Origin of the sequence: Arthrobacter sp. 135MFCol5.1 (assembly GCF_000374865.1) — a bacterium.
Classification (GTDB): Bacteria; Actinomycetota; Actinomycetes; order Actinomycetales; family Micrococcaceae; genus Arthrobacter.
This window is the reverse complement of the sequence record NZ_KB895466.1, coordinates 33,458-57,673: the sequence shown is the minus strand read 5'-3', so window position 1 is coordinate 57,673 and position 24,216 is coordinate 33,458. Positions and strand designations below refer to the sequence as shown.

Sequence of the window (24,216 nt, the reverse complement as noted above, 5' to 3'; positions counted from 1 at the left end):
TACTGCTGCCGCAGGTGCTTACAGTCCCAGTTCACGGGCGATCAGCATCAGCTGGACTTCCGTGGTGCCCTCCCCCACTTCAAGGATCTTGGAGTCGCGGTAGTGGCGTGCCACGGTGAACTCGTTGATGAAGCCATAGCCGCCGAATACCTGGGTGGCATCCCGCGCGTTGTCCATGGCCGCCTCGCCTGCGACCATCTTAGCGATGGCCGCCTGGGTCTTGAACGGCTTGCCGGCCAGCATCCTGGCGGCCGCATCGTAGTAGGCCAGGCGGGCCGTGTGGGCCCGCGCTTCCATCCGCGCGATCTTGAAGGAGATGGCCTGGTACTTGCCGATTTCCTGGCCGAATGCCCTGCGTTCCCTGGCGTATTTGACCGACAGGTCCACGCAGCCTTGGGCGGCGCCGGTGGCCAGCGCGGCAATGGCGATCCTGCCTTCGTCCAGGATGGACAGGAAATTCGCATACCCGCGCCCTTCTTCGCCGAGGAGGTTTTCCTCCGGTACGCGGACATCCTTGAGGGTCAACGGGTGGGTGTCGGAGGCGTTCCAGCCCACCTTGTTGTACGGCTTCTCGGCTTTGAAGCCCGGCGTATCCGTGGGCACGAGGATGGTGGAGATCTCCTTCCGCAGGCTGCCGTCTGCGGCTTCCTTCCGGCCGGTGACGGCGGTGACGGTGACCAGCCGTGTGATATCCGTTCCCGAGTTGGTGATGAACTCCTTGTTGCCGTTGATGACCCAGCTGCCGTCCTCGCGGCGGGCGGTGGTCTTGGTACCGCCCGCATCCGAACCTGCCTCCGGTTCGGTGAGCCCGAAGCCCGCGAGCGCCTGGCCTGATGCCAGGAGCGGAAGCCATTCCTGCTTCTGGGCGTCGGTTCCAAAGCGGTACACCGGCATGGCACCCAGGGAAACGCCGGCCTCCAGCGTGATGGCCACCGACTGGTCCACGCGTCCGAGCTGTTCCAAGGCCAGGGCGAGCGCGAAGTAGTCGCCGCCCATGCCGCCGAATTCCTCCGGGAAGGGCAGCCCGAACAGGCCCATCTCGGCCATCTGTTTCACCACGTCATAGGGGAAGCTGTGTTCCTCATCGTGTTTGGCGGAGACCGGGGCCACCACGTTGTCCGCGAAGTCGCGGACGGTGTCGCTGAGGTCCTGGTATTCCTCGCTGAGTTCGAATCCGGTCATGGTCAGGCTCCTTCGCCTTGGCTGGTGTCTGTGTCTGTGTCGGTATCTGCGGGCGTCGGTTCCGCGTCTGCAGGGTGGGGGTGCACGGTGGCCAGAACCTGGTCGGCCTTCACCAGGTCGCCGGTGCGGGCGCTGAGGTGCACGGTGCCGGCCAGCGGCGCAACGAGGTGGTGCTCCATCTTCATGGCCTCCACGGACACCAGGACCTCCCCGGCCTGGACCGCGTCGCCGTCGGTGACCGGGACGGCCACCACGGTTCCCGTCATTGGCGAGCGCACCTCGGGGTCCGCTGAGCCTTCTTCCCGTTGAATGGCGGCCAGCACCCGGTCCAGCCGTGCCTCCCGGGCCAGGACCTCAAGCCGGCAGGACCAGCCATCACTGCCCAGGAAGAGCCGTGTGGGCCGGCCGGGGATTGCGCCGACGGCGTAGCTTCGGGTGCCGACGGCGTAGCTTCGGGTGCCGTCGCCCAGCCGGAGGACGGCCCGCCGCGGGTCCTCAAGGGACAGTCCGGCGCGCTCCTGCTTTCGCCCGTCAACGGCTGCCGTGACGGCGGCTTCCCCTGCTGGGCTTCCGGTGACCTCAACCGTGGCCACGCCGTCGTCGGCCGTTCCCAGGCTGATCCGGCGCGGTGCCGGCGTTCCGAGCCGCCAGCCGTTGTGGGCCCGCCACGGTCCGCTCCCCGGGGCAGTGTTGTGGTCCTCCAGGGAGAGCGCGTACAGCGCCGCGGCCACCAGTTCGGCGTCACCGGCCTTCCGGAATTCCATGCCGGGCAGCTTGCGTTCGATCAGGCCGGTGTCCAGGTGGCCGGCCTTGACGTCGGGGTCGTTCAGCAGGAGCCGCAGGTACTCCACATTGGTGTCAATGCCCAAGGCGGTGTAGCGGGCCAGGGCCTCGTCAAGGGTTGCCAGCGCGGCACCGCGGTCTTCGCCCCACGCGATGACCTTGGAAATCATGGGGTCATAGTGGGCCGGGAGTTCCAGGCCCTCCAGCAGGGAGGAGTCCACCCGGACCCGGCCCCCGGCCGGGGATGGCAGTTCGTCCAGCACCAGCACGGTCCCGGTGGAGGGGAGGAAATTCTTCTCCGGCACCTCGGCGTACACGCGCGCTTCCACGGCATGGCCGGAAAGTTCGACGTCGGCCTGCCGGAGCGTCAGTTCGGCACCGGCGGCGATCCTTACCTGCCATTCCACGAGGTCGGTGCCGGTGACCATTTCGGTCACCGGGTGCTCCACCTGCAGCCTGGTGTTCATCTCCATGAAGAAGAACTCGTCCGGTGCGTCGTCGGAAACCAGGAATTCCACGGTTCCGGCGCCCCGGTAGTTCACGCTGCGGGCTGCATTGCAGGCCGCCTCGCCGATCCGTGCCCGAATGGCCGCCCCGTCCGGAAGGCCCTCCAGCAGCGGCGACGGCGCTTCCTCGATGACTTTCTGGTGCCGCCGCTGCAGCGAGCATTCCCGCTCGCCCAGGTGGATGACGTTGCCGTGGCTGTCCGCCAGCACCTGCACTTCGATGTGCCGTGGGGTGGTCACCAGGCGTTCCAGGAACAGGGTGTCGTCGCCGAACGCGGCGGCGGCCACGCGCCGGGCCGTTGCCAGGGCGGCGGCCAGGTCCTCCGGTTTTTCGACGGCGTGCATCCCCTTGCCGCCGCCGCCGGCGGAGGGCTTGATCAGGAGCGGAAAGCCGACCCCGCCGGCTGCCTCCACCAGTTCGCTGTCGGTCATGCCGGGCTCGGCGATGCCGGGAACCACCGGCACGCCGTAGCCGGCCACGTGGTTCTTGGCCCGGATCTTGTCCCCCATGACGTTCAGGGCCTCCACTCCGGGTCCGATGAAAGTGATGCCGGCTTCCTCCAGGGCGCGGGCGAAGTCCACGTTCTCGCTGAGGAAGCCGTACCCAGGGTGGACGGCTTCGGCACCGGATTGCCGGCATGCTCCGATGATGGCGTCCGCGCTCAGGTAGCTGTCGACGGCGGCTGCCGGGCCGATGCGCACGGCCGCGTCAGCTTCGCGGACGTGGCGGGCGCCGACGTCGGCATCGCTGTAGACGGCCACCGACCGGATGCCCAGGCGGCGCAGGGTCCGGATGACCCGGCAGGCGATTTCACCGCGGTTTGCCACCAGGACCGTGCCGAACAGGCGTGGGGTGGACGTGCCGCCGGGGGCTGGATCTGTTCGGGTTTGCATGGTCATTGCGGGCTCACATCCGGAAGAGGCCGAAGGAGGTCTCCGGCAAGGGGGTGCGGGAGACGACGTCGAGCGCCAGTCCCAGGACGGTGCGGGTGTCTGCGGGGTCGATCACGGCATCGTCCCAGAGCCTGGCCGTGGAGTAGTAGGGGCTGCCCTGGTCCTCGTACTGGCGGCGGATGGGTGCTTTGAACGCCTCTTCGTCGCTTGCCGGCCATTCTTCGCCGGCCGCCTCGTACTGGTCGCGTTTCACGGTGGCCAGGACGCTGGCGGCCTGGTTGCCGCCCATGACGGAGATCCGGGCGGCCGGCCACATCCAGAGGAACCGCGGCGAATAGGCCCGGCCGCACATCGAATAGTTGCCGGCGCCAAAGGAGCCGCCGATCACCACCGTCAGCTTGGGAACGCGGGCAGTGGCCACGGCGGTCACCATCTTGGCGCCGTTCTTGGCGATGCCGCCCTGCTCGGCGTCCTTGCCCACCATGAAGCCGGAGATGTTCTGCAGGAACAGCAGGGGGATGCCGCGCTGGTCGCAGAGTTCGATGAAATGGGCGCCCTTGAGCGACGATTCGCTGAAAAGCACGCCGTTGTTGGCCACGATTCCCACGGGGTGTCCGCAGATCCGGGCGAATCCCGTGACAAGGGTGGTGCCGTATTCCCGTTTGAACTCGTGGAACCTGCTGCCGTCCACCAGCCGGGCGATGACTTCGTGGACGTCGTAGGGGGCGTTGACGTCCGTGGGCACGGCGCCGTAGATTCCGTCCGGTTCCACGGCGGGTTCGACGACGGGCTCCACCTGCCAGGCGGGCGCGGCGGGCGGCGGGAGGGTGGCAACGATGTCCCGGATGATCTGCAGGGCGTGCTCGTCATTTTCGGCCAGGTGGTCGGTCACCCCGGAGATGCGTGCGTGCACGTCTCCACCGCCGAGTTCCTCCGCAGTCACGATCTCCCCGATGGCGGCCTTCACCAGGGGCGGGCCGCCCAGGAAGATCGTGCCTTGGTTCCTGACAATGACTGTCTCGTCGCTCATGGCGGGGACGTAGGCACCGCCGGCGGTGCATGACCCCATGACGGCGGCGATCTGCGGTATCTTCGCGGCGGAGAGCCTGGCCTGGTTGTAGAAGATGCGGCCAAAATGGTCCTTGTCCGGAAAGACCTCATCCTGCTTGGGAAGGAACGCCCCGCCCGAATCCACCAGGTAGATGCAGGGCAGCCCGTTTTCGAGGGCTATCTCCTGGGCACGCAGGTGCTTCTTCACCGTCATCGGGTAGTAGGTTCCGCCTTTGACGGTGGCATCGTTGGAGATCACCAGCACCTGCCGCCCGTGCACCAGTCCGATCCCGGCGATGACTCCTGCGCCCGGTGCGTCGTCGCCGTACATCCCGTTGGCAGCCAGCGGCGCGATTTCCAGGAACGGGCTCCCGTCATCCAGCAACTGGTCGATCCGGTCCCGTGGCAGCAGCTTCCCCCGGGCCACGTGCCTCTCCCGCGATTTCTGTGGTCCGCCGAGGGCCGCGTCCGCCAGCCTCTTCCGGAGGTCGCCGGCGAGAGCCAGTTGCGCTTCCCGGTTGGCGCGGAAGGACTCGCTTGCGGGGTCGAGCCTGCTGGCCAGGGTCTCCATTGACGATCCGTTCCTGTCTGGACCGGGCCGACTCCAGGCCAACTCGGTTAGTGACTAATAACTGAAATTCAGGTTAGTCTCGATTAACTGTGATGTCCAACACATAGTGGTATTGGTAGAATCTGCGTCGGTCCGAGGAGGAAAAGTGCCAAGCACGGGAACACAGTCCAGCAACGCCGCGCAGCCAGGCACCACGCCGCACCCGGCTCCCACCACGCAGCGCGGCAAGGCGAAGGAGAACCGGCGGCAGGCCCTGCTCACCGCGGCGGCTTCCCTGTTCGCACTGAACGGGTTCAACCGGGTGTCGCTCGAAGACCTTGGCGCGGCCGCGGGCGTGAGCGGCCCCGCGGTGTACCGCCATTTCCCGGGCAAGCAGGCAGTCCTCGCCGACCTCCTGGTGACCGTGAGCCAGGAACTGCTGGACGGCGGACGCCAGGTGGTGGAAGACAGCGCCGACCCGGCAGCCGCCCTGCGCCGGCTGGTGGAGTTCCAGGTGGACTTTGCGCTCGGCAAGCCCGACGTGATCCGCGTCCAGGACCGGGACCTCAGCAACCTCTCCGAGCAGGACCAGTCCGCGGTGCGCTCCCTGCAGCGCAGCTACGTGGAGCTATGGGTGGACGTCCTCGCCGGAGTCCACCCCGGGACGGACGCTGCCGAACTCCGCATGCGGGCGCACGCCACCTTCGGCCTCATCAACTCCACTCCGCACTCCGTCCGCAGCCATGGCCGGCGGATGGCGGCAGGCGTGGCCCGCCCCCTGCTTGAGCGCATGGCACTGGCAGCGCTGCTGGCGGACAGTGCAGGGGACGCCCCGCCCTCCCGCTAGACCATGGTGAGCACCATTCCCGGCTCGGCCAGGATGGTGCCGACGTCGGCCAGGAACCGGGAGCCTTGTTCGCCGTCGACCAGCCGGTGGTCGAAGGACAGGCTCAAGGTGATCACCTGGCGCAGGGCCACCTCGCCCCGGTATTCCCACGGCAGGGTCCGGACGGCGCCCAGCCCCAGGATGGCCGCTTCACCGGGATTGAGGATGGGGGTACCGGCGTCGATGCCGAAAACGCCGATGTTGGTGATGGAAATGGTGCCCCCGGACAGCTCGGCAGGCGTGGTCTTGCCGGCGCGGGCCGTTTCCGCGAGCGCCGTCAACGCCTGGGCGAGCTGCGGAAGTTGCATGGTGTCCGCATCCTTGATGTTTGGAACGGTGAGTCCCCGGGGCGTGGCCGCCGCGATGCCAAGGTTGACGTAGTTGTAGGTGACGATTTCCTGGCGTTCCTCATCCCAGTGCGAATTCAGCGCTTGATTCCTGCGGAGGGCGACGAGGACTGCCTTGGCCGCGAGCGTCAACGGGGTGAGCTTGAAGCCGGCGAACTCCCTGCTGTTCTTGAGCCTGGCCAGCAGTTCAAGGCTTGGCGTCACGTCCACGGTGAGGAATTCGGTGGCATGCGGGGCGGTGAAGGCACTCTGCACCATGGCGGCCGCGGTGTATTTGCGGACGCCCTTGATGGGAGTCCGGGTTTCCCGCTCCCCCAACCGGCTGCCTGAGAGGGCCACCGGCTCCGCCAGGGGCGGGACAGCCTCTTCGTTGTGTCCGGCAAATCCCCGGACGTCTTCCCTGGTGATCAACCCGCCAGGCCCGGTGCCGGGAACCCGTGCCAGGTCCACCCCCAGGTCCCTGGCCAGCTTGCGCACCGGGGGTGTGGACCGTGGCCGCTCGGCGGTTGCAGTGTCAGCAGGCCTGGTTTCGGCAGGCTCGACCACCGAAGGCCCGGTTTGGACCGGCGCGGTTTTGACCGGCTCAGTTTTGAGCGGCTCGATTTTGACCGGCTCGGTTTTGACCGCGCCAACCACCGGGGCGGTGAAGTTCCGGGGCCGGCGGGCCGGCCGGCCGGAGCCTTCGACGACGGCGCCGTAGCCCACCAGGTTCGGTTCCCGTTTCTGCGTTTCCGCGCCGCGCTGCCCCGGCTCCGCCGTCAACGTTCCGGCCGGGTCCGAAGGTGCCGTTCCGGCGTCGTCCGGCACCTCGAACGAGACGATGGGCTTGCCCACCTCAACCACGGACCCGGGCTGCTCGTGGAGCTCCTTGATAACCCCGGCATACGGAGAGGGAAGCTCCACCACGGCTTTGGCTGTCTCCACCTCGGCAATGACCTGGTTCAGGCTGACGGTGTCCCCAACGTCCACTTTCCAGCTGAGGATTTCTGACTCTGTGAGCCCTTCGCCCAGGTCAGGGAGACGGAATTCCTTGATCATGGTGGCGCTCATCCTTCCAGCCCGCTCAGGGAATTCGGGCGGCCCAGGGCGCGGTCCACGCCGTCGAGGATACGGTCCAGGCCCGGCAGGTGGTGCATTTCCAGCTTGGAGTACGGGTACGGAATGTCGAACCCGGTGACCCGGACCGGAGCAGCTTCGAGGTGGTAGAAACACCGCTCGGTGATGCTGGCGGCCACTTCCGCTCCGAGGCCGCCGGACTGTCCGGCTTCGTGCGTGACCACCAGGCGCCCGGTCTTCCGCACGGAGGCGACCACGGCGTCGTAGTCCACCGGGGCCAGCGAGCGCAGGTCGATGACTTCGAGGGAGATTCCCTCGTCGGCTGCGGCCGTGGCGGCGTCCAGTGCGGTCTTGACCAGGGGTCCGTAGGCCACCAGGGTGGCGTCGGTGCCCTCGGTCAGCACGCGGGCCTTGTCCATGGGCAGGGCGGAAGAAAGGGCGGCCGACTCGTCCACCTCGCCTTTGTCGTGGTAGCGGCGCTTGGGCTCGAAATACAGGACGGGATCGTCGCAGGAAATGGCCTGCTGGATCACGGTGTACGCGTCCTGGGGGTTGGAAACGGCCACCACGCGCAGCCCGGAGGTGTGTGTGAAGTACGCTTCCGGGGACTCGGAGTGGTGCTCCGGCGAGCCGATCCCGCCGCCGAAGGGAACCCTGATGGTGATGGGCATCTTCACCGCGCCGCGGGTGCGGTAATGAAGCTTCGCCACCTGGCTGACGATCTGGTCGAACGCCGGATAGATGAATCCGTCGAACTGGATCTCCACCACAGGGCGGTAGCCGCGGTAGGCCAGGCCGACGGCAGTCCCCACGATGGCGGATTCGGCCAGCGGCGTGTCCACCACCCGGTGGGTGCCGAAGTCTTTTTGCAGGCCGTCGGTTACCCGGAACACGCCGCCGAGGGCACCGATGTCCTCGCCGAGGAGGACCACCTTGGAGTCGCTTTCCAGCGACTTCCGCAGGCCGGCGTTTATGGCGCGGGCAAAGGTCAACTGGGTCATCAGCGTGCACCTTCCTCTGAAACTGCTCCTGCGGGGTCGCCGAATGAAGCCAGGTAGCGGGCGTAATGGTCCTGCTGGCGTTCAAGCCAGGAGTTGGGGGCGCTGTAGACGTGCTTGAAGACGTCCATCGGCTGGGGATCCGGCATGGTGGTGCAACCGCGGCGCATTTCCGCTGCCACGGAATCGGCCTTGCGCCGGACCTGCTCCTGTAGCTCCGCGGTCAGGAGGCCCTTCCGGTCCAGGAGCGATGCCAGCCGGGAGATAGGGTCCTTTGCCGCCCAGTCCTCCAGTTCGTTGGCGTCCCGGTAGCGGGTGGGATCATCGGCGGTGGTGTGCGGTCCCATCCGGTAGGTGACGGCTTCGATGAAGGTGGGGCCGCCGCCGCGCCGCGCCCTGTCCAGTGCAAGCCGGGTGCCTGCCATGACAGCCAGGACGTCATTGCCGTCCACCCGAAGGCTGGGGATGCCGAAGCCTGTGGCCCGCTCCGCAAGGTGGATGTGCGACTGCAGCCGTACGGGCTCGGAGATGGCCCAGTGGTTGTTGGTGCAGAAGAACACCACGGGGGCCTGGAAGCTGGCGGCGAACACCATGGCCTCGTTGACGTCGCCTTCGCTGGTGGCGCCGTCGCCGAAGTAGGTAACTGCCACGGCATCGGCGCCGTCGTTCTGGATGCCCATGGCATAGCCGGTGGCATGGAGGGTTTGGGCGCCAATGATGATCTGCGGCGTTGCCATGTTGATGCTGTAGGGGTCCCAGCCGCCGGAGGCGTTGCCGCGCCAGACCCGGAGCAGGTCTGTCAGGTCCACTCCCCGGCAGTAGGCCACGCCGTTCTCGCGGTAGCTGGAGAAGACGAAGTCGTCCGCCCGCATGGCGCGTCCCGAACCGATCTGGGACGCCTCCTGCCCCAGCAGCGGCGGCCAGAGCGCCAGCTCTCCCTGCCTTTGCAGGGCGGTGGCTTCAACATCGATCCGCCGGATGACCGTCATGTCCTCGAACAGCGAACACAACTGCTCGTCGGTGATGTCCTTGACCCAAAAATCGAACTCCGGGTGGCTGATCCGCTCGCCTTCCGGGGTGATCAACTGGAGGAGTTCCTGCCCGGACGCGGTGGATTCCCCTGCGTTGTCGGGGGTGATTGCACCGCCATGGCCCGTTTCGTCTGTAGACACGATTGCCGCAACCTTCGTACGTCGTTGACCTGTGGTTTTCGGGCTTTTGGCTCCAGCCGCCACCGGCCTTCCGGGCGCCATTGCCCCAGATACTGTGACCCTACTCACAATGCTCAGGGGGTACAACCACCACGGCTGTTTCTGAGCAGAATGCACTGTCCGCCGTGCTGCCACCGTGCTAGCGTTGCGCATTATGCAAGCTTTGGATGGCACTGACACCCGCCTGCTGTCGGCGCTGTCGCAGGACCCGCGCCGGACCGTGGTGGCACTGGCGCAAAAGCTCGGCCTGTCCCGGAACACCGTCCAGGCGCGGATGGCACAGCTGGAAAAGAAGCACGTCTTCCTGTCCTTCGAACGGCGCATTAATCCGGTGGCGCTGGGCTACCCGCTGATGGCCTTCATCTCCGTGCACGTCCAGCAGCAGAAACTCGGGCGGCTGGCGGAAGAGATCGCGGCGATCCCCGAGATCCTGGAGGGGTACGGGCTCACGGGGTCGGCAGACCTGCTGCTGCGCGTGGTGGCCAAGGACGCCGAGGACCTGTTCCGGATCAACGGCAAGATCCTGGCCTGCGACGGCGTGGAGCGGGCGGACACGGCCCTGGCCATGGGCGAGCTGATCCCCTTCCGGGTGCAGCCCCTCCTGGAACGGGGCTCGGAGGGAGGGTAGCTGCACCACGGGAGGCACGACGCCGGAGGCCGGGGTTATAGGCTGGTTCCAGTTACGCGCCGGGCCGGGATGGGCCCGGGCAATCCGCCGGTGCCACCGCACCCGTCCCCGAAAGGCTCCCCTTGAGCAGTCCCCAGGATTCGTACCGGCACGGACACGCGGACCCGTCGCCGCAGCAACTGCCCCCGATGCCTGCGCAGCCGGCCCCGTTCGGCCCGCCCGGGGAACGTCCGCGGGTGCGCAGCCGGCGGAAACTGTGGATCGTGCTCGGCGGCATCGGCGGGGTGCTGCTGTTGGTGATCCTCGGCGTCGTGATCCTGGTGAACGTGGTGAACAGTGCCACCAACCAGGCCAGGGGCCTCGCCGACGACTTCACCAAGAAGGTGATCGCGGGCGAGGTGACCACCGCATATGACAACTACCTTGACCCCGCGCTCCAGCAGCAGCTTTCCAAGGAGGCGTTCATCGCCGGGGTGAAAAGCCTGGAACTGGATGACTCCTGCAAGCCCGCCTACACCGACCTCAAGGTGGCCACCGAAAACGGCCTGAAATCAGCCGACGTGGCGGGCCAGATCAGCTGTAACGGCAAGAAGGTCGACCTCGCCTACCGCTTCGAGGGCACCAACGACCTCAAGATGACCAACATCAAGCTCCGGCCCGCTGCCTGACCGCTCCGCCGCGCGATTGCGGGCGGGCCGGTGCGGCCCCGGCAGCCGCGCAGTACAAAGGGTACTGATCTTTTCACCCATCCTTCTCCTGCAGTGATGCGAACTGCTTCCGAGGGTCCGTCCGGGCCCGGCGTTCGGGGAACTGTCCCCGCCCTAGGAAGGATTCGTCCCATGCGCAACTCACCCAACCGTCTCGTCGCCACCGTTTTCGGAGCCGTCTACCTACTGGTGGGCCTCCTAGGCTTTGCCGTCACGTCCGGCGTCGGATTCGTCGCCACCGAAGGCGCGAACCTGATCATCTTCGAGGTCAACCCGCTCCACAACGTCATCCACCTGGCCATTGGCGCGGCCCTGCTGTTCGCCGGACTCCGCGGGACGGACACCGCACGCACCCTCAACGCCACCGTGGGCGCCGTTTACCTCCTGGTGGGCATCGTGGGCTTGTTCCTGCTGGACTCGCCGCTGAACATCATCGCCCTGAACGGTGCCGACAACGTCCTGCACCTCGCCAGCGCCGTCCTGCTCCTGGGCGTGGGCCTGTCCCTGGACAAGTCCCCGGCCGCTGCCCGGGCATAGCCATGGCGGCATCCGGCATGGCCGCCTCCGGCCCGGCGGCTCCGGGGGCTGCTGCTGCCGCCCCTGACTGGGCGGCGTCCCCTGCCGTCCCGGCCGTCCGGCTTGTTGCCGGGTTCGCCGGCTTCGGCGCGGGATCGGTCAACCTGGCCATCGCGTCCAGCTTCTTCGCCGCGGCAGCCGGGCCCGCGCAACCTCTCGGGCTTGCCGCCGGTGCGGCAGCCGCGCTGTGGGGCACCGCCCTGCTGGCGGGAGCCATCGTGTTCCTGGCCAAGGAGCCTCCGGCGGGCGGCCGGCGGGTGCGGTATTCCTTGGGAAGCGCCGCAGCAGTCCATGTGGCGGCCATCGCCTTCGCCGCTCCGCGGACGTCCGGGCTCAACCTCACGCAGCTCTCCGCCCTGCTGCTGACGCTGATGATCATTGCGTCCCTTGGCTGGCTCGGGCGGACGGAAGCACGCCGGGAAGGCGGGCCGCGGGCAGGCCGCGGTACGGCGGGATCGGTCCGGCCCGGACGGCTGCTTGCGGCAGCCTTCGCCGGCGCCGTGCTGGTGGCGGGAATAGCGACGCCGGGACTCGCTGCGTCGACGGCGGGCCAGTACGCCGTCCCGCACGGAGAACACGGAAACCTGGCCCCGGCCGGCCACCATCAACGGTGAAACGCAACGGCGAAAGCCGTCCACGGCCGCACCGCCGCACAACAAAAGAGCCTCCACACCGCACCAGCGGCATGGAGGCTCTTCCGTGTTCCGGGCTGCCCGGCGTCAGTTAGTGGTCCACCGCCTTTTCAGCCCCGATGCCCGTCAGCGAGCGCACTTCCATTTCGGCCTGCTTGGCCGGGTCCTCGCGCCGCTTGTCCAGCGTGGTGCCCAGCCAGCCCAGCAGGAACGCCAGCGGGATGGACACGATGCCGGGGTTGCTGAGCGGGAAGAGGGCGAAGTTGGCGCCCGGGATCATCGAGGTCTTGGCACCGGATACCACCGGGGAGAAAACGATGAGCAGGATCGCCGACGCCAGGCCGCCGTACATGCTCCACACCGCGCCCTGGGTGGTGAACTTCCGCCAGAACAGCGAGTAGATGATGGTGGGCAGGTTGGCGGACGCGGCGACGGCGAAGGCCAGGGCCACCAGGAAGGCCACGTTCTGGCCGTTGGCGAAGATGCCGCCCAGGATGGCCAGGATGCCGATCACCACCACGGTGCGCCGGGCCACCCGGACTTCCGTGGCGGCGTCGGCCTTGCCCTTGGCGATGACGTTGGCGTAGATGTCGTGCGCGAAGGAAGCGGCGGCGGTGATGGTCAGCCCGGCCACCACGGCCAGGATGGTGGCGAACGCTACCGCGGAGATGAAGCCGAGCAGCAGCGGGCCGCCCAGGTGGAAGGCCAGCAGCGGGGCGGCCGCGTTGACGCCTCCGGGGGCGCTCTTGATGGTGTCAGCGCCCACCAGGGCGGCTGCGCCGTAGCCGAGCACCAGGGTGAAGAGGTAGAACAGGCCGATCAGCCAGATGGACCACACCACGGATTTCCGGGCCTCCTTGGCCGTGGGCACGGTGTAGAAGCGCATCAGCACGTGCGGCAGGGCTGCCGTGCCCAGGACCAGGGCCAGGCCCAGGGACATGAAGTCCAGCTTCGAGGTTTCCGTCTTGCCGTACTGCAGGCCGGGGTTCAGGACGGCCGGGTTGTTGGCGGTTTCCACGGCGCCGCCCAGGAGGGCGGAGAGGTTGAAGCCGTAGATGGCCAGGACCCACAGCGTCATGACGGCGGCGCCGGCGATCAGCAGCATGGCTTTGATGATCTGCACCCACGTGGTGCCCTTCATGCCGCCGATCAGGACGTACATGATCATGAGGGCGCCGACGACGATGATTACCAGCGCCTGTCCGCCCCAGTCACTGATGCCCAGCAGGAGGGAGATCAGGCTTCCCGCACCGGCCATCTGGGCCAGCAGGTAGAAGAAGCAGACGGCAAGGGTGGAGATGGCCGCCGCTATCCGGACCGGGCGCTGCTTCAGCCGGAAGGACAGGACGTCCGCCATGGTGAATTTGCCGGTGTTCCGCAGCAGTTCGGCCACCAGGAGCAGCGCCACGAGCCACGCCACGAGGAAGCCGATGGAGTACATGAAGCCGTCATAGCCGTTGATGGCGATGGCGCCGGTGATGCCCAGGAAGGATGCCGCCGACAGGTAGTCCCCGGCGATGGCGGTGCCGTTTTGCGAGCCGGTGAACGACCGGCCGGCGGCGTAGTAGTCGGCGGCGGTCTTGTTGTTCCGGCTGGCACGGAACACGATCACCATGGTCACGGCCACGAACAGGCCGAAGATGCCCATGTTCAAGAGGGTGGTGTCTTTGAGCGCGGCAACATCCACGGCGGCTGGGATTGCAATCATTTGTTGGCTCCGCCCACTCGGTGTCCGTCCTTGTCGAATTCGTGCCCCTCGATCTCATTCCTGATTTCGGTGGCGATCGGGTCCAGTTTCCGGTTGGAGTAGTGCACGTACCAGCCGGTGATGGCGAAGGTCGAGACGAACTGGAGCAGCCCCAGGATCAGGCCGACGTTGATGTTGCCCCAAACCTTGGTGGACATGAAGTCCACCGCATAATCGGCCAGGAGGACGTAAGCGAAATACCACAGCAGGAAGGCCACTGCCATGGGGAAGACAAAGCTGCGGTGACGCCTGCGCAGTTCCTGGAACTGCCCGGTCGACTGGACTTGCTCGAAGTCCACGGACGCCGCTGCGTCCGGAGTATGGGCCTCGTTACCCATCGTTCCTCCTCATTGAGTCATGCGGGTACACACCGGGCGGCAGGGCCCGCGGCAGGAAACTGCCCGGGAACTCTGCCAGGGAAACCGCAGATGTGACTGCAATCACTCTGCGGCCTGTCCGGCGCGGTATTCCAGAACTACGCGGCGCGGGGTCGCTCAACGGCTGCGATGCTGCGGCAAACGGCACCCGCCGCTACGCTGGGCACCATGCCGGACTCCCCCCTCCTGACCGCCGCGGCAGTGGCGCTGATCGCCATGGCCATTGCCGTCGTCGTCGGGGTGGGCCTGAAGGTACTCCGTTCCTTCAGGGAGCTGGGCACCGACGCCGAGCGGGCCACCTACCGCACGCTGCACGCCGCCTCCCAGGCAGGCCAGCACCTGCGCCGCGGGCTGAACCCGTCAGGAGCCGCGAAGGCCGCCCGCCAGCTTCGCTCCCTGCTGGGCTGCGACGCATTGGCCATAACCGACACGTCCGGCGTCCTGGCCTGGGATGGCGGCGCTGAGGAAATCCGGGCGCGGCTGATGCAGCTCGCCGCCGGCGCCATGGAATCAGGCCGGGCGGCCGTGCTACCTGCAGGCGCGGAGGGAACCGGCGGGCCCCTGGCCGCAGTTATCACCCCGGTGCGGGCCGGCACCCGCGTGGTGGGCGCGGTGGCGGCGTTCGCCCCCACGGCCGGCGCGGGCCTCGTCCGCGCAACGGGGGAAGTGGCCGACTGGGTTGCGGTGCAGGTGGAACTCGCGGAGCTGGACGCATCCCGCACACTGTTGATGGAGGCGGAAGTGCGGGCGCTTCGAGCGCAGATCAGCCCGCACTTCATCTACAACTCGCTGAACGCCATCGCCTCGTTCATCAACACGGATCCCGAGCGGGCCAGGGAGCTCGTGGTGGAGTTTGCCGACTTCACCCGGTACTCGTTCCGGCGGCACGGCGACTTCACCACCCTTGCAGAGGAACTCCGCTGCATCGACCGCTACCTGCTGCTGGAACGGGCCCGGTTTGGCGAACGCGTCCAGGTCAGCCTGCGCGTAGCCCCCGAGGTCCTCAGCACCGTCATCCCCTTCCTGAGCCTGCAGCCGCTGGTGGAGAATGCCGTCCGGCACGGCCTTGAGGCCAAAGCGGGGCCCGGACACATCACCATCACCGCAGAGGACGCCGGCGCCTTCGCCGAAGTCACCATCGAGGACGACGGCGTGGGGATGGATCCGGAACAGCTCCGGTCCGTGCTGGCAGGCCACACCGACGGGGACCACGTGGGGCTGCGGAACGTGGATGCCCGGCTCCGGCAGGTTTACGGCAACGACCACGGGCTGGTGGTGGAAACGGCGCCGGGCGAGGGAACCCTGATCACCATGCGCGTACCCAAGTCCCAGCCCGGACATGACGCGTGAAGCGGCCCCCGCTGCTGGAAGTACCCTAGGAGCATGATTAACGTCCTCGTCGTTGATGATGAGCTGCCCGCCGTTGAGGAACTGGCTTTCCTGCTGGGCAGGGATGAGCGCATCGGCAAGGTGCTGCGGGCAACGTCCGGCGCGGAAGCCCTCGCAGCCCTGGCGGGCGGCGGCATCGACGCCGTGTTCCTGGACATTCACATGCCCGCCGTGTCCGGCCTGGACATCGCCGGCTTCATCGCCCGGAGCAGCAATCCCCCGGCGGTTGTGTTCGTTACCGCCGACGAGGACCATGCCCTGGCAGCGTTTGAACTGGCCGCCGTCGACTACCTGCTCAAGCCCGTCCGCACCGAACGCCTGGCGCGCTCCGTGGGCCGGATCAGTGAACTGCGCGACGGCGGCAGCGCGCCGGAGATGATCACGGTGGACCAGGGCGGGACCACCAGGATGATCCGGCGGGACGACGTCACGTATGTCCAGGCGCAGGGCGACTATGCCCGCCTGCACACCGCCGACGCCAGCTACCTGATCCGGGTGCCCCTGGCCGACCTGGAACAACAGTGGGCGGATGCGGGATTCATCCGGACGCACCGCTCCTACCTGGTGGCGCTGAAACACGTGTCCTCCATGAAGCTGGCGGCCGACGGGCCCCGCGTGACCGTGGCCGGGGCCGGGCTGCCCATCAGCCGGCGCCACCTGCCCACGGTGCGGGAGAAGCTGGAAGCAACCCGGATCAGGCCGCACGCATGACCAGGGTCCGGGTTACCGCCCCGCACGCCTCCCCCGGCGGCCCCGGCCGCGGCGGACCGCGCCCGCTGGAATCACGCGAAGCCGCCCAGGACACCGAGGTTGGCCAGGTATTCGTGCGTTCCCTGATCCGCTCGCAGCTGCGGCTGGCACTGGTTGTCGCCGGCGGCTTCCTGCTCATCCTGGCCGCGTTCCCCCTGGTGCTGGTCGCGGTTCCCGGCCTTGCCGACACCAAGATCGCCGGTATCCCGTTCGACTGGCTCCTGCTGGGCCTCGGCATCTACCCGGTCATCGGCTTGAGCGCGTGGCTGTATGTCAGGAGCGCGGCCCGCAATGAGGCGCGCTACCGCGACCTGGCCGGCGAACAATGAACCCGGCGGCACGGGGCGCCCCGGTGGTGCCGCAGTGAACGCCGGGGTCGCCATCACAGCGGTCGCGGTGGTGTCCCTCGCCACGGCAGTCATCGGGTTCTACGGGCTGCGCATCTCGCGCACCACGGGAGACTTCTACGTCGCTTCCCGGACGGTGCGGCCATGGTGGAACGCGTCCGCGATCGGCGGCGAATACCTGTCCGCCGCCAGCTTCCTTGGCGTGGCCGGGCTGATCCTGTTGTCCGGGACCGACGCCCTGTGGTTCCCCGTGGGGTACACGGCGGGCTACCTGATGCTGCTGCTTTTCGTCGCCGCGCCACTGCGCAGGTCTGGGGCGTACACCATCCCGGACTTCACGGAATCCAGGCTGGCGTCACGGACCGTCCGCAGGGTGACCAGCCTGGTGGTGGTCATGGTCGGCTGGCTGTACATCGTGCCGCAACTCCATGGCGCGGCCCTGGCCATCCGCATCACCACGGGCCTGCCGTCCTGGGTCGGCTCGGTGGCCGTCGTGGTGGTGGTGTGCCTGACCGTGGCAGCCGGCGGCATGCGGTCCATCACGTTCGTGCAGGCATTCCAGTACTGGCTCAAGCTCACGGCGCTGGCCGTGCCCATCCTGTTCATTGTGTTCGTGCTGGCCGGCCAGGGCACGCAACCGCTGGCCCCGGCCGCCGTCAACCCCACCGGGGCGGCCCCCGCAGGCCCGTACCAGAATATTTCCCTGCTGGTGGCGTTGCTCTTCGGAACGCTGGGGCTGCCGCACGTCCTGGTGCGTTTCTACACCAACCCGGACGGACACACCGCGAGGCGCACCACGCTGATCGTCCTGGGGTTGCTGTCCGTGTTCTACCTGTTTCCCACCGCATACGGCCTGGTGGCGCGGATGTTCGCCCCGGACCTGGCACGTTCGGGCCAGCCGGACGCCATGGTCCTGCGGCTGCCCGGTGAATTCCTGGGCGGCACGGCGGGCAGCCTGCTCTCCGCCCTGGTGGTGGCCGGGGCCTTCGCCGCGTTCCTCTCCACCACCTCGGGACTGGTGGTCTCCCTGGCCGGCGTCATCAGCCAGGACGTCCTGGGCGGAAGCGTCCGCGGCTTCCGGCTCGCCGCCGTCGTATCCGCCGTCGTGCCGCTGGGCTTTGCCTTCATGACCGATTCCCTGGCCCTGGCCGGAAGCGTGGGACTGGTGTTCGCGTTTACTGCCTCGACGGTGTGCCCGGTCCTCCTGCTGGGCATCTGGTGGCGTGGCCTGACGGACACAGGGGCGATCGCCGGCATGGTGACCGGCGGCGTGCTTTGCGGCGGGGCGATGATCGCCGGCTCGCTGGCGCTGGCCGGTTCCGGGCAGACTCCGGCGTGGCTTGCCCAGCCTGCCGCCTGGAGTGTACCCACGGCCTTTGCCGTCATGGTCCTGGTCTCCCGGGCCACGGCCCACCGTATTCCCGCAACGATGCCGCGGACCATGACGCGCCTGCACACCCCGGAAAGGCCGCTGGCAACCGGACGGTGATCGGGTGGACAATAACGCCATGTCCATCGAGGACGGCGGGCCGTCCCGCCGGGAAGGCGCAGTCCCTTCCTCCGTTCGGGCGCAGCTGCTCGCCACGGAACACTGGGGCCTGCTGGCATCCCGGAGCACCGCCCAAAGCGAGGTCCTGACGCGGATCAGCATGTTCCTGACGTTCACTTCCGCGAGCGTTGTCAGTGTTGCCTTGGTGGGCCAGGCGACGGGATTCTCGGAAGCCTTCGTGCTCTTGGCCGTGGTGGTGCTGTTCATCGACACCGCGATTGGGCTGCTGACCCAGCTCCGGGTCATGAACGTGGCCCACGAGGACCTGATGTACGTCACGGCCATGAACCGCCTGCGGGCCGCGTATGTCGACCTCGACCCGGGCGTGGCCCCCTATCTGATGGCGTCATACCATGACGACGAGGCTGGCTCCGTCCAGACGTACTATTTCTTCGGCCACCGAGGCACGTTCAGCCACGTGGCCGGGAGCAGCATGATCTTCATGACGACGGCGAACGCCGCTTTGATTGCCATCTTTGCCGGGCTGCTGGTGTCGCTGGCGGGCGCGGGCATCGCGGCCGCGACGGTGGCGGGAGCTGTGTGCGGTGCCGGGTTCCTGGCAGTGTCCGCCGTGCGCGGCTACCGCAGCTACCGCGAGGTGTGGCGAAGGTTCAGCCCGCTCTCCCCCACCCCTCCGGCCGGGGACTAAGCGGCCTCCCGGGAGCGGTTCGTTAGTCGATGGCCGCCATGAGTTCGACCACCCGGTCCAGGAACGCGTCCACCTGGGATTCTTCGTAGCCGTCGCGGCCCACGGCCGGACGGAAGACCGCACGCCGGACGCTGTCGACGCTCAGCGGCTTGTCCTGCTCCAGGTAGGCAACGAGTTCGCTGCACAACCGGTCGACGTCGGCCGTGTTGTAGCTTCGGGCTTTCTTCTTGGTGGGCCGGCGGAAGCGCTCGCCGTCCGGCCGGTGCAGCCGTCCGCGGAGGATGCCCGAAAGGCTTCCGATTTCACGCAGCCAAGCCTCCTCGCCGCGGGCGGCAATCAGTTCATCGCGCTCGCGGCGGGCGAACGCGTCCTCAAGCCGGTCCAGCGCGGCGTCCACCACAACGGCGGAGTAGCCTCCCTTGACGGGGTCGAATGACACGGCCCTGACGTCGGAGCTGTTGACGGGCTCGCTTGCGGACTCGGGGGTTTCCAAGGAGACCCGGGCCCGCTGCAGGAACTGGTCCACCTGCTTGGCGTTGTAGCCGTACTCACTGCGCTGCACGCGCTCAAAGGACGCAGGGATCTGCCGATGAATGTCCAATGCCACTTTGATTCCTTCAATGCTCTTCAGCCGTAGTGCTTCCGCACCAGTTTAAGGTGCCGGGGCAGGTGCAACCCTCCGGCCCCGTTGTGTGTCACGGGCGCCCCGCGTGGGGCCAGTTTCTCGTTGGCTGCCCCGCGCCGGGGGCATCCCTCAGGCCCCGGCCACGAGTCCGTACAGGATGAAGGCCACGGGCGAGGCGAAGACGATGGAGTCCAGCCGGTCCATCACGCCGCCGTGGCCGGGCAGGATGCTGCTCATGTCCTTGACGCCAAGTTCACGCTTGACCATGGACTCGGCCAGGTCCCCGGCGGTGGCGGCGGCCACCGTTCCCACCGCGAGGACCACGCCTACCCACCACGGCTTGTCCAGTACGAAGATGGCGGCCAGGACGCCGATCAGCATGGCGCCCGCTGCCGATCCGGCGAAGCCCTCCCAGGACTTCTTGGGGCTGATCTTGGGCGCCATGGGGTGCTTCCCGATGGACGCTCCCACCAGGTAGCCGAAGGTGTCGTTCGAGACCACCAGCAGCAGCATGACTGCAATTTCCCAGGCGCCGATGGGCGCCAGGCCGCCTGGCCACAGCCCCAGCGGGATGGTTCCGGCCGCGTGCAGCGGGAGGGCCGCGAAGCTGATGAAGAACGGAACCCAACCCAGCGTGAAGACGCCGGCGAAGATGCTGTTGGCCGATCCTGCGGCGCTTTCGATCGACCGCCACAGCAGGACGGCCACGGCGCTGAGCAGGAGGGCGAACAGCTGGCTCTCAATGCCGCCGAAGTAGGCGGCGAACGGCAGGGCCACCGTGCCCGTCATGACCGGCACGATGGGCATCCTGGTTCCGTTGGCCTCCAGCGCACGGTAGATTTCCCAGACGCCGAAGACGGCGAAGGCGGTAACAATCGCTACGAACGCCAGCGGGAGGAACAGCAGGCCGCCCAGCACGCCCAGCAGCATGGCCAGGCCCACCACGACGGCGGCGGGCAGGTTCCGCCCGGCTTTCGGCGTCGGGTTGCTCCTGGGCTGCTTCCCCCGTGTGCGGGCCCGTGAAGCGGGGGCCTGATCTGCCTGGCCCATCAGACTTCGAGCAGCTCTGCTTCCTTGCGCTTGAGCAGTTCGTCGATGCCGTCCACGTGGGCCTTGGTGAGGCTGTCCAGTTCCTTCTCGGCCCGGCTGCCTTCGTCCTCGCCGGCTTCGCCGTCCTTGACCAGGCGGTCCAGCGTTTCCTTGGCCTTGCGCCGGATGTTGCGGATGGAGATCTTCGCGTCCTCGCCCTTGGTCTTGACGATCTTGACGTATTCCTTGCGACGTTCCTTGGTCAGCTCAGGAATGGTGATCCGGATGACGTTGCCGTCGTTGGACGGATTGGCGCCAACCTCGGAGTCGCTCAAGGCGCGTTCGATGTCCCGGAGGGCGGTCTTGTCGAACGGGGTGATCAGGATGGTGCGGGCGTCCGGGATGGCGAACGAGGCGAGCTGCTGCAGCGGCGTGGGCGACCCGTAGTACTCCACCAGGACCTTGTTGTAGAGGCCGGGGTTGGCGCGGCCGGTGCGGACGGACGCGAAGTCTTCCTTGGCTACCTCTACCGCCTTGTCCATCTTTTCTTCGGCTTCGAGCAAGGTTTCTTCGATCACGGTCTCTCCTGACGGTTCTGGTGCAGTCCGATCGCGCCGGTTGCACTCACGTGGTTCTCTGTTGCTGTCTCCGTCCCCGCCGTCGCAGGCGGGGACGGAACTGTCCTGAAATCATCCTAGCCGGAGCTAGGCGGTGACCAGCGTGCCCAGCTTCTCGCCGAGGATGGCGCGGGTGACGTTGCCTTCACCCTCCATGCCGAAGACGACCATCGAGAGGTCGTTGTCCTTGCACATGGTCATGGCAGTCTGGTCCATGACCCGAATGTCACGGCGCAGCGCATCGTCGTAGCTGAGGGTTTCGAGGCGTTCGGCGCTCGGGTCCTTCTTGGGGTCTGCCGTGTAGACGGCGTCCACTCCGCTCTTGGCCATCAGGACGACGTCGGCGTGGACTTCCAGGGCCCGCTGGGCGGCCACCGTGTCGGTGGAGAAGTAGGGCAGGCCGGCGCCGGCGCCAAAGATGACCACGCGACCCTTTTCCATGTGGCGGATAGCGCGGCGTGGGATGTAGGCCTCGGCCACCTGGCCCATGGTGATGGCGCTCTGGACGCGGGTTTCCACTCCGGCCTGCTCCAGGAAGTCCTGCAGGGCGAGGCAGTTCATGACGGTCCCCAGCATGCCCATGTAGTCGGCGCGTGAGCGGTCCATGCCGCTCTGGGACAACTCTGCGCCGCGGAAGAAGTTGCCGCCACCTACCACGATGGCCACCTCAACCTGCGGGACGGCCGCTGCGATCTGCTTGGCGACGTCGCGGACGGTTTCGGGGTCGACACCCAGTTTCCCGCCGCCGAAGACCTCGCCGGAGAGCTTCAGGAGGACCCGCCGCTTGCTCTTCTCTGAATGCATGTCAGTGTTGACGGCTTCCATGATGCCTTCCCGTTGGTGATTCTGAAAAAAGGGTATCCTGCCGGGTCCCGTGCTCGGAACCGGCCGCGCTTGCCGCTGCGTTTCCAGCGGATTGGGCGCATGCAAAAGGGGCGGCCACCGAAGTGGCCACCCCTTGCAGTTTCGACTAGGAGCCGACGCGGAAACGCGTGAACGCAGTTCCCTTGACACCGGCCTCTTCGAGGATCTGTGCCACGGACTTCTTGGCGTCCTTGGCGAATGCCTGGTCAACCAGGACCTCGCCCTTGTAGAAGCCCGTCACGCGGCCTTCAACGATCTTGGTGAGGGCTGCTTCAGGCTTGCCTTCTGCCTTGGCGGTCTCCTCGGCGATGCGGCGCTCGGACTCAACGAGATCGGCCGGAACGTCCTCACGGGTGAGGTAGTTCGGAGCCATCGCGGCGATGTGGACGGCGACGTCGTGGGCAGCCGTGGCTGCGGCTTCGCCTTCACCGTCAACGGCGAACAGGACGCCGACCTGGGCCGGGAGGTCCTTGGAGGTCTTGTGCAGGTAAGCGTCGACCGTTGCACCCTCGATGCGGGAGATGCGGCGAACCACAACCTTCTCGCCCAGGATGGCACCCTCTTCGACGACGACCTCGGACAGCGGCTTGCCGTCGACATCGGTGGCGAGCAGGGTTTCGAGGTCGGCAGCGCCGGACTCGACGGCGACGGCCAGGACCTTGTCGGCCAGCTGGATGAACTTGTCAGCCTTGGCAACGAAGTCGGTCTCGCAGTTGACCTCGATCATGACGCCGACGCCGTTGCTGACCTTTGCGGCCACCAGGCCTTCGGCGGTGGAGCGGCCTTCACGCTTGGTAGCGCCCTTCAGGCCCTTGATGCGGATGATCTCGATGGCCTTCTCGGCGTCACCGTTGGCTTCGTCAAGAGCCTTCTTGACGTCCATCATGCCGGCGCCGGTGCGCTCGCGCAGGGCCTTGATGTCAGCGGCAGTGTAGTTCGCCATGTGAACCCCTCTGTCTAGAAATGTTTGGTGGTGTACGGACCGACAGGACGGCAGCCCACGGGTGTGGGCTGCCATCCTGTCAGCAGCTCCGGCTGCGGACAGCGCGGAGAATCCGGATTGACGTGTGTTACTTGGCGTCTTCGGCGGGAGCCTCGGCAGCGGGAGCCTCGGCAGCGGGAGCCTCGGCAGCGGGAGCTTCGGCGGCCGGAGCTTCAGCGTTTTCGGCCGGAGCGGCAGCGGCTTCCGCCTTGTTGCCTTCGAGGAGCTCGCGCTCCCACTCGGCGAGGGGCTCTTCCGGAGCGTCGGTGGTGCCGGTGCCGCGGTTGTTGCGGGCGATGAGGCCCTCGGCGACGGCGTCGGCGACAACGCGGGTCAGGAGGTTCACGGAGCGGATGGCGTCGTCGTTGCCCGGGATCGGGAAGTCGACTTCGTCGGGATCGCAGTTGGTGTCCAGGATGGCAACAACCGGGATGTTCAGCTTCTTGGCCTCGTCAACGGCGAGGTGTTCCTTCTTGGTGTCGACAACCCAGAGCACGGACGGCGCCTTGGTCAGGTTGCGGATGCCGCCGAGGTTGGACTCGAGCTTGGTCAGTTCACGCTTGAGGAGCAGGAGCTCCTTCTTGGTGTAGGCGGAACCGGCGACGTCGTCGAAGTCGATCTCTTCGAGTTCCTTCATGCGCTGGATACGCTTGGCGACAGTCTGGAAGTTGGTCAGCATACCGCCGAGCCACCGCTGGTTCACGTAGGGCTGGCCCACGCGGGTTGCCTGCTCTGCGATTGCTTCCTGGGCCTGCTTCTTGGTACCGACGAACAGCACGGTGCCGCCGTGGGCAACAGTGGCCTTGACGAACTCGTAGGCGCGGTCGATGTAGGACAGCGACTGCTGCAGGTCGATGATGTAGATACCGTTGCGCTCGGTGAAGATGAAGCGCTTCATCTTCGGGTTCCAACGGCGGGTCTGGTGTCCAAAGTGGACGCCGCTGTCAAGCAGCTGGCGCATGGTTACGACGGGCATTCCGACGCTCCTTATTTTCCGGCAGGTCATTCATGAGAAACCCCGAAGGCTTCTTACCCTGCCAATAGTTGACGGTTGATCAGCGTGGCCCGGACGGGCCTTGCTCCTGGCATCCTCCGGCCGTCCCATCAGGACCAAAGCCCTGACCGCGGGAAGACCGGTCCTCCAAGGCCAACGCCGTGGCGTTGGGTCCCGGAGGCCCGGATGCGCGTAGTCAGCCGCTGTTCCCCCACACTCCTGAATGAGATGTGCCGACGCAATCCGGACAGGGGAAGGCACCGCGGGGGTGAACCACTGGGACGGGATGCG

Annotated in this window: 24 protein-coding genes; 10 read left to right on the top strand and 14 right to left on the bottom strand. The window is 67.2% G+C overall.

The features are described 5' to 3' along the window. Positions 1-18: 18 nt before the first annotated feature. The 3 genes from C563_RS0117920 to C563_RS0117910 are packed head-to-tail and all read right to left on the bottom strand — an operon-like array spanning position 19 to position 4,986. Complete coding sequence (locus C563_RS0117920) at positions 19-1,182, bottom strand: acyl-CoA dehydrogenase family protein (RefSeq protein ID WP_018763451.1); 1,164 nt, start codon at positions 1,180-1,182, stop codon at positions 19-21. 2 nt (positions 1,183-1,184) lie between these two features. After that, positions 1,185-3,371: an acetyl/propionyl/methylcrotonyl-CoA carboxylase subunit alpha gene (locus C563_RS21595; RefSeq protein WP_018763450.1), complete on the bottom strand. Its 2,187-nt coding sequence runs from the start codon at positions 3,369-3,371 to the stop codon at positions 1,185-1,187. Positions 3,372-3,378: 7 nt separating this feature from the next. Then, positions 3,379-4,986, bottom strand: a complete 1,608-nt coding sequence (locus C563_RS0117910) for a carboxyl transferase domain-containing protein (protein WP_018763449.1) — start codon at positions 4,984-4,986, stop codon at positions 3,379-3,381. Positions 4,987-5,131: 145 nt separating this feature from the next. Here C563_RS0117910 and C563_RS0117905 point away from each other — a divergent pair, with 145 nt between their 5' ends. Continuing rightward, positions 5,132-5,812 (top strand): SACE_7040 family transcriptional regulator, encoded by a 681-nt coding sequence (locus C563_RS0117905; protein WP_018763448.1) that lies wholly within the window; start codon positions 5,132-5,134, stop codon positions 5,810-5,812. On the opposite strand, the gene C563_RS0117900 is transcribed toward C563_RS0117905, so the two are convergent. The 3 genes from C563_RS0117900 to pdhA are packed head-to-tail and all read right to left on the bottom strand — an operon-like array spanning position 5,809 to position 9,424. Then, entirely contained in the window at positions 5,809-7,248 is a 1,440-nt protein-coding gene (locus tag C563_RS0117900; protein WP_018763447.1) for a dihydrolipoamide acetyltransferase family protein, read from the bottom strand. The two genes, C563_RS0117905 and C563_RS0117900, sit on opposite strands and share 4 nt — an antisense overlap. Then, positions 7,245-8,255, bottom strand: coding sequence for an alpha-ketoacid dehydrogenase subunit beta (locus C563_RS0117895; RefSeq protein WP_018763446.1), 1,011 nt, complete (start codon positions 8,253-8,255; stop codon positions 7,245-7,247). Before C563_RS0117895 ends, C563_RS0117900 begins: the two co-directional genes overlap by 4 nt. Then, positions 8,255-9,424 carry a pyruvate dehydrogenase (acetyl-transferring) E1 component subunit alpha gene (gene pdhA, locus C563_RS0117890; RefSeq protein WP_018763445.1) on the bottom strand — a complete coding sequence of 390 codons (1,170 nt, stop codon included), beginning with the start codon at positions 9,422-9,424 and terminating at the stop codon, positions 8,255-8,257. The genes C563_RS0117895 and pdhA overlap by 1 nt, the downstream gene beginning before the upstream one ends. 193 nt (positions 9,425-9,617) lie before the next feature. On the opposite strand from pdhA, the gene C563_RS0117885 reads away from it, so the two are divergent. The 4 genes from C563_RS0117885 (at position 9,618) to C563_RS0117870 (ending at position 11,988) form a co-directional block, all read left to right on the top strand. Beyond that, positions 9,618-10,091, top strand: coding sequence for an Lrp/AsnC family transcriptional regulator (locus tag C563_RS0117885; protein WP_026265061.1), 474 nt, complete (start codon positions 9,618-9,620; stop codon positions 10,089-10,091). A gap of 122 nt (positions 10,092-10,213) precedes the next feature. After that, the gene (locus C563_RS0117880; protein WP_155845216.1) at positions 10,214-10,759 is read left to right on the top strand and encodes a hypothetical protein; all 546 of its coding nucleotides are present in this window, start codon (positions 10,214-10,216) and stop codon (positions 10,757-10,759) included. A gap of 171 nt (positions 10,760-10,930) precedes the next feature. Next, the gene (locus C563_RS0117875; RefSeq protein WP_018763442.1) at positions 10,931-11,335 is read left to right on the top strand and encodes a DUF4383 domain-containing protein; all 405 of its coding nucleotides are present in this window, start codon (positions 10,931-10,933) and stop codon (positions 11,333-11,335) included. Positions 11,336-11,337: 2 nt separating this feature from the next. Then, entirely contained in the window at positions 11,338-11,988 is a 651-nt protein-coding gene (locus tag C563_RS0117870; RefSeq protein ID WP_018763441.1) for a hypothetical protein, read from the top strand. 109 nt (positions 11,989-12,097) lie between these two features. On the opposite strand, the gene C563_RS0117865 is transcribed toward C563_RS0117870, so the two are convergent. Next, positions 12,098-13,714 carry a solute symporter family protein gene (locus tag C563_RS0117865; RefSeq protein ID WP_018763440.1) on the bottom strand — a complete coding sequence of 539 codons (1,617 nt, stop codon included), beginning with the start codon at positions 13,712-13,714 and terminating at the stop codon, positions 12,098-12,100. Then, a complete protein-coding gene (locus tag C563_RS0117860) occupies positions 13,711-14,091 on the bottom strand; it encodes a DUF485 domain-containing protein (protein WP_018763439.1) in 381 nt (126 codons plus the stop codon). Before C563_RS0117860 ends, C563_RS0117865 begins: the two co-directional genes overlap by 4 nt. Before the next feature lie 207 nt (positions 14,092-14,298). On the opposite strand from C563_RS0117860, the gene C563_RS0117855 reads away from it, so the two are divergent. The 5 genes from C563_RS0117855 to C563_RS0117835 are packed head-to-tail and all read left to right on the top strand — an operon-like array spanning position 14,299 to position 18,814. Further along, a complete protein-coding gene (locus C563_RS0117855; protein WP_026265060.1) occupies positions 14,299-15,480 on the top strand; it encodes a sensor histidine kinase in 1,182 nt (393 codons plus the stop codon). Positions 15,481-15,513: 33 nt separating this feature from the next. Further along, entirely contained in the window at positions 15,514-16,230 is a 717-nt protein-coding gene (locus C563_RS0117850) for a LytR/AlgR family response regulator transcription factor (protein WP_018763437.1), read from the top strand. Then, positions 16,227-16,598 carry a membrane protein gene (locus C563_RS0117845; protein ID WP_018763436.1) on the top strand — a complete coding sequence of 124 codons (372 nt, stop codon included), beginning with the start codon at positions 16,227-16,229 and terminating at the stop codon, positions 16,596-16,598. The genes C563_RS0117850 and C563_RS0117845 overlap by 4 nt, the downstream gene beginning before the upstream one ends. 34 nt (positions 16,599-16,632) lie before the next feature. Continuing rightward, positions 16,633-18,105: a sodium/solute symporter gene (locus C563_RS0117840; protein ID WP_018763435.1), complete on the top strand. Its 1,473-nt coding sequence runs from the start codon at positions 16,633-16,635 to the stop codon at positions 18,103-18,105. A gap of 19 nt (positions 18,106-18,124) precedes the next feature. After that, on the top strand, positions 18,125-18,814 hold the full coding sequence (locus tag C563_RS0117835) for a hypothetical protein (RefSeq protein WP_043424430.1): 690 nt from the start codon (positions 18,125-18,127) through the stop codon (positions 18,812-18,814). A 22-nt stretch (positions 18,815-18,836) separates the two neighbouring features. Here C563_RS0117835 and C563_RS0117830 read toward each other — a convergent pair whose 3' ends face one another. From C563_RS0117830 to rpsB, 6 genes are all read right to left on the bottom strand, one after another. After that, positions 18,837-19,421, bottom strand: a complete 585-nt coding sequence (locus tag C563_RS0117830) for a DivIVA domain-containing protein (RefSeq protein WP_018763433.1) — start codon at positions 19,419-19,421, stop codon at positions 18,837-18,839. 147 nt (positions 19,422-19,568) lie between these two features. After that, the gene (locus tag C563_RS0117825; protein WP_018763432.1) at positions 19,569-20,489 is read right to left on the bottom strand and encodes a phosphatidate cytidylyltransferase; all 921 of its coding nucleotides are present in this window, start codon (positions 20,487-20,489) and stop codon (positions 19,569-19,571) included. After that, the gene (gene frr / locus C563_RS0117820; RefSeq protein ID WP_018763431.1) at positions 20,489-21,046 is read right to left on the bottom strand and encodes a ribosome recycling factor; all 558 of its coding nucleotides are present in this window, start codon (positions 21,044-21,046) and stop codon (positions 20,489-20,491) included. Before frr ends, C563_RS0117825 begins: the two co-directional genes overlap by 1 nt. Before the next feature lie 126 nt (positions 21,047-21,172). Beyond that, positions 21,173-21,910: a UMP kinase gene (gene pyrH / locus C563_RS0117815; RefSeq protein ID WP_018763430.1), complete on the bottom strand. Its 738-nt coding sequence runs from the start codon at positions 21,908-21,910 to the stop codon at positions 21,173-21,175. A 145-nt stretch (positions 21,911-22,055) separates the two neighbouring features. Further along, on the bottom strand, positions 22,056-22,892 hold the full coding sequence (gene tsf / locus C563_RS0117810; protein WP_018763429.1) for a translation elongation factor Ts: 837 nt from the start codon (positions 22,890-22,892) through the stop codon (positions 22,056-22,058). Positions 22,893-23,019: 127 nt separating this feature from the next. After that, positions 23,020-23,907 carry a 30S ribosomal protein S2 gene (rpsB, locus tag C563_RS0117805; RefSeq protein ID WP_018763428.1) on the bottom strand — a complete coding sequence of 296 codons (888 nt, stop codon included), beginning with the start codon at positions 23,905-23,907 and terminating at the stop codon, positions 23,020-23,022. Positions 23,908-24,216: the final 309 nt, after the last annotated feature.

What these genes read in the sequence shown, in the direction of transcription:
- C563_RS0117860 (WP_018763439.1), bottom strand. Translation starts at nt 14,091, where the DNA reads ATGGGTAACGAGGCCCATACTCCGGACGCAGCGGCGTCCGTGGACTTC.
- C563_RS0117825 (WP_018763432.1), bottom strand. Translation starts at nt 20,489, where the DNA reads ATGGGCCAGGCAGATCAGGCCCCCGCTTCACGGGCCCGCACACGGGGG.
- C563_RS0117895 (WP_018763446.1), bottom strand. Translation starts at nt 8,255, where the DNA reads ATGACCCAGTTGACCTTTGCCCGCGCCATAAACGCCGGCCTGCGGAAG.
- C563_RS0117885 (WP_026265061.1), top strand. Translation starts at nt 9,618, where the DNA reads ATGCAAGCTTTGGATGGCACTGACACCCGCCTGCTGTCGGCGCTGTCG.
- C563_RS0117855 (WP_026265060.1), top strand. Translation starts at nt 14,299, where the DNA reads ATGCCGGACTCCCCCCTCCTGACCGCCGCGGCAGTGGCGCTGATCGCC.
- pyrH (WP_018763430.1), bottom strand. Translation starts at nt 21,910, where the DNA reads ATGGAAGCCGTCAACACTGACATGCATTCAGAGAAGAGCAAGCGGCGG.
- C563_RS0117850 (WP_018763437.1), top strand. Translation starts at nt 15,514, where the DNA reads ATGATTAACGTCCTCGTCGTTGATGATGAGCTGCCCGCCGTTGAGGAA.
- C563_RS0117835 (WP_043424430.1), top strand. Translation starts at nt 18,125, where the DNA reads ATGTCCATCGAGGACGGCGGGCCGTCCCGCCGGGAAGGCGCAGTCCCT.
- rpsB (WP_018763428.1), bottom strand. Translation starts at nt 23,907, where the DNA reads ATGCCCGTCGTAACCATGCGCCAGCTGCTTGACAGCGGCGTCCACTTT.
- C563_RS0117910 (WP_018763449.1), bottom strand. Translation starts at nt 4,986, where the DNA reads ATGGAGACCCTGGCCAGCAGGCTCGACCCCGCAAGCGAGTCCTTCCGC.
- C563_RS0117865 (WP_018763440.1), bottom strand. Translation starts at nt 13,714, where the DNA reads ATGATTGCAATCCCAGCCGCCGTGGATGTTGCCGCGCTCAAAGACACC.
- C563_RS0117900 (WP_018763447.1), bottom strand. Translation starts at nt 7,248, where the DNA reads ATGAGCGCCACCATGATCAAGGAATTCCGTCTCCCTGACCTGGGCGAA.
- C563_RS0117920 (WP_018763451.1), bottom strand. Translation starts at nt 1,182, where the DNA reads ATGACCGGATTCGAACTCAGCGAGGAATACCAGGACCTCAGCGACACC.
- C563_RS21595 (WP_018763450.1), bottom strand. Translation starts at nt 3,371, where the DNA reads ATGACCATGCAAACCCGAACAGATCCAGCCCCCGGCGGCACGTCCACC.
- tsf (WP_018763429.1), bottom strand. Translation starts at nt 22,892, where the DNA reads ATGGCGAACTACACTGCCGCTGACATCAAGGCCCTGCGCGAGCGCACC.
- C563_RS0117875 (WP_018763442.1), top strand. Translation starts at nt 10,931, where the DNA reads ATGCGCAACTCACCCAACCGTCTCGTCGCCACCGTTTTCGGAGCCGTC.
- C563_RS0117870 (WP_018763441.1), top strand. Translation starts at nt 11,338, where the DNA reads ATGGCGGCATCCGGCATGGCCGCCTCCGGCCCGGCGGCTCCGGGGGCT.
- C563_RS0117845 (WP_018763436.1), top strand. Translation starts at nt 16,227, where the DNA reads ATGACCAGGGTCCGGGTTACCGCCCCGCACGCCTCCCCCGGCGGCCCC.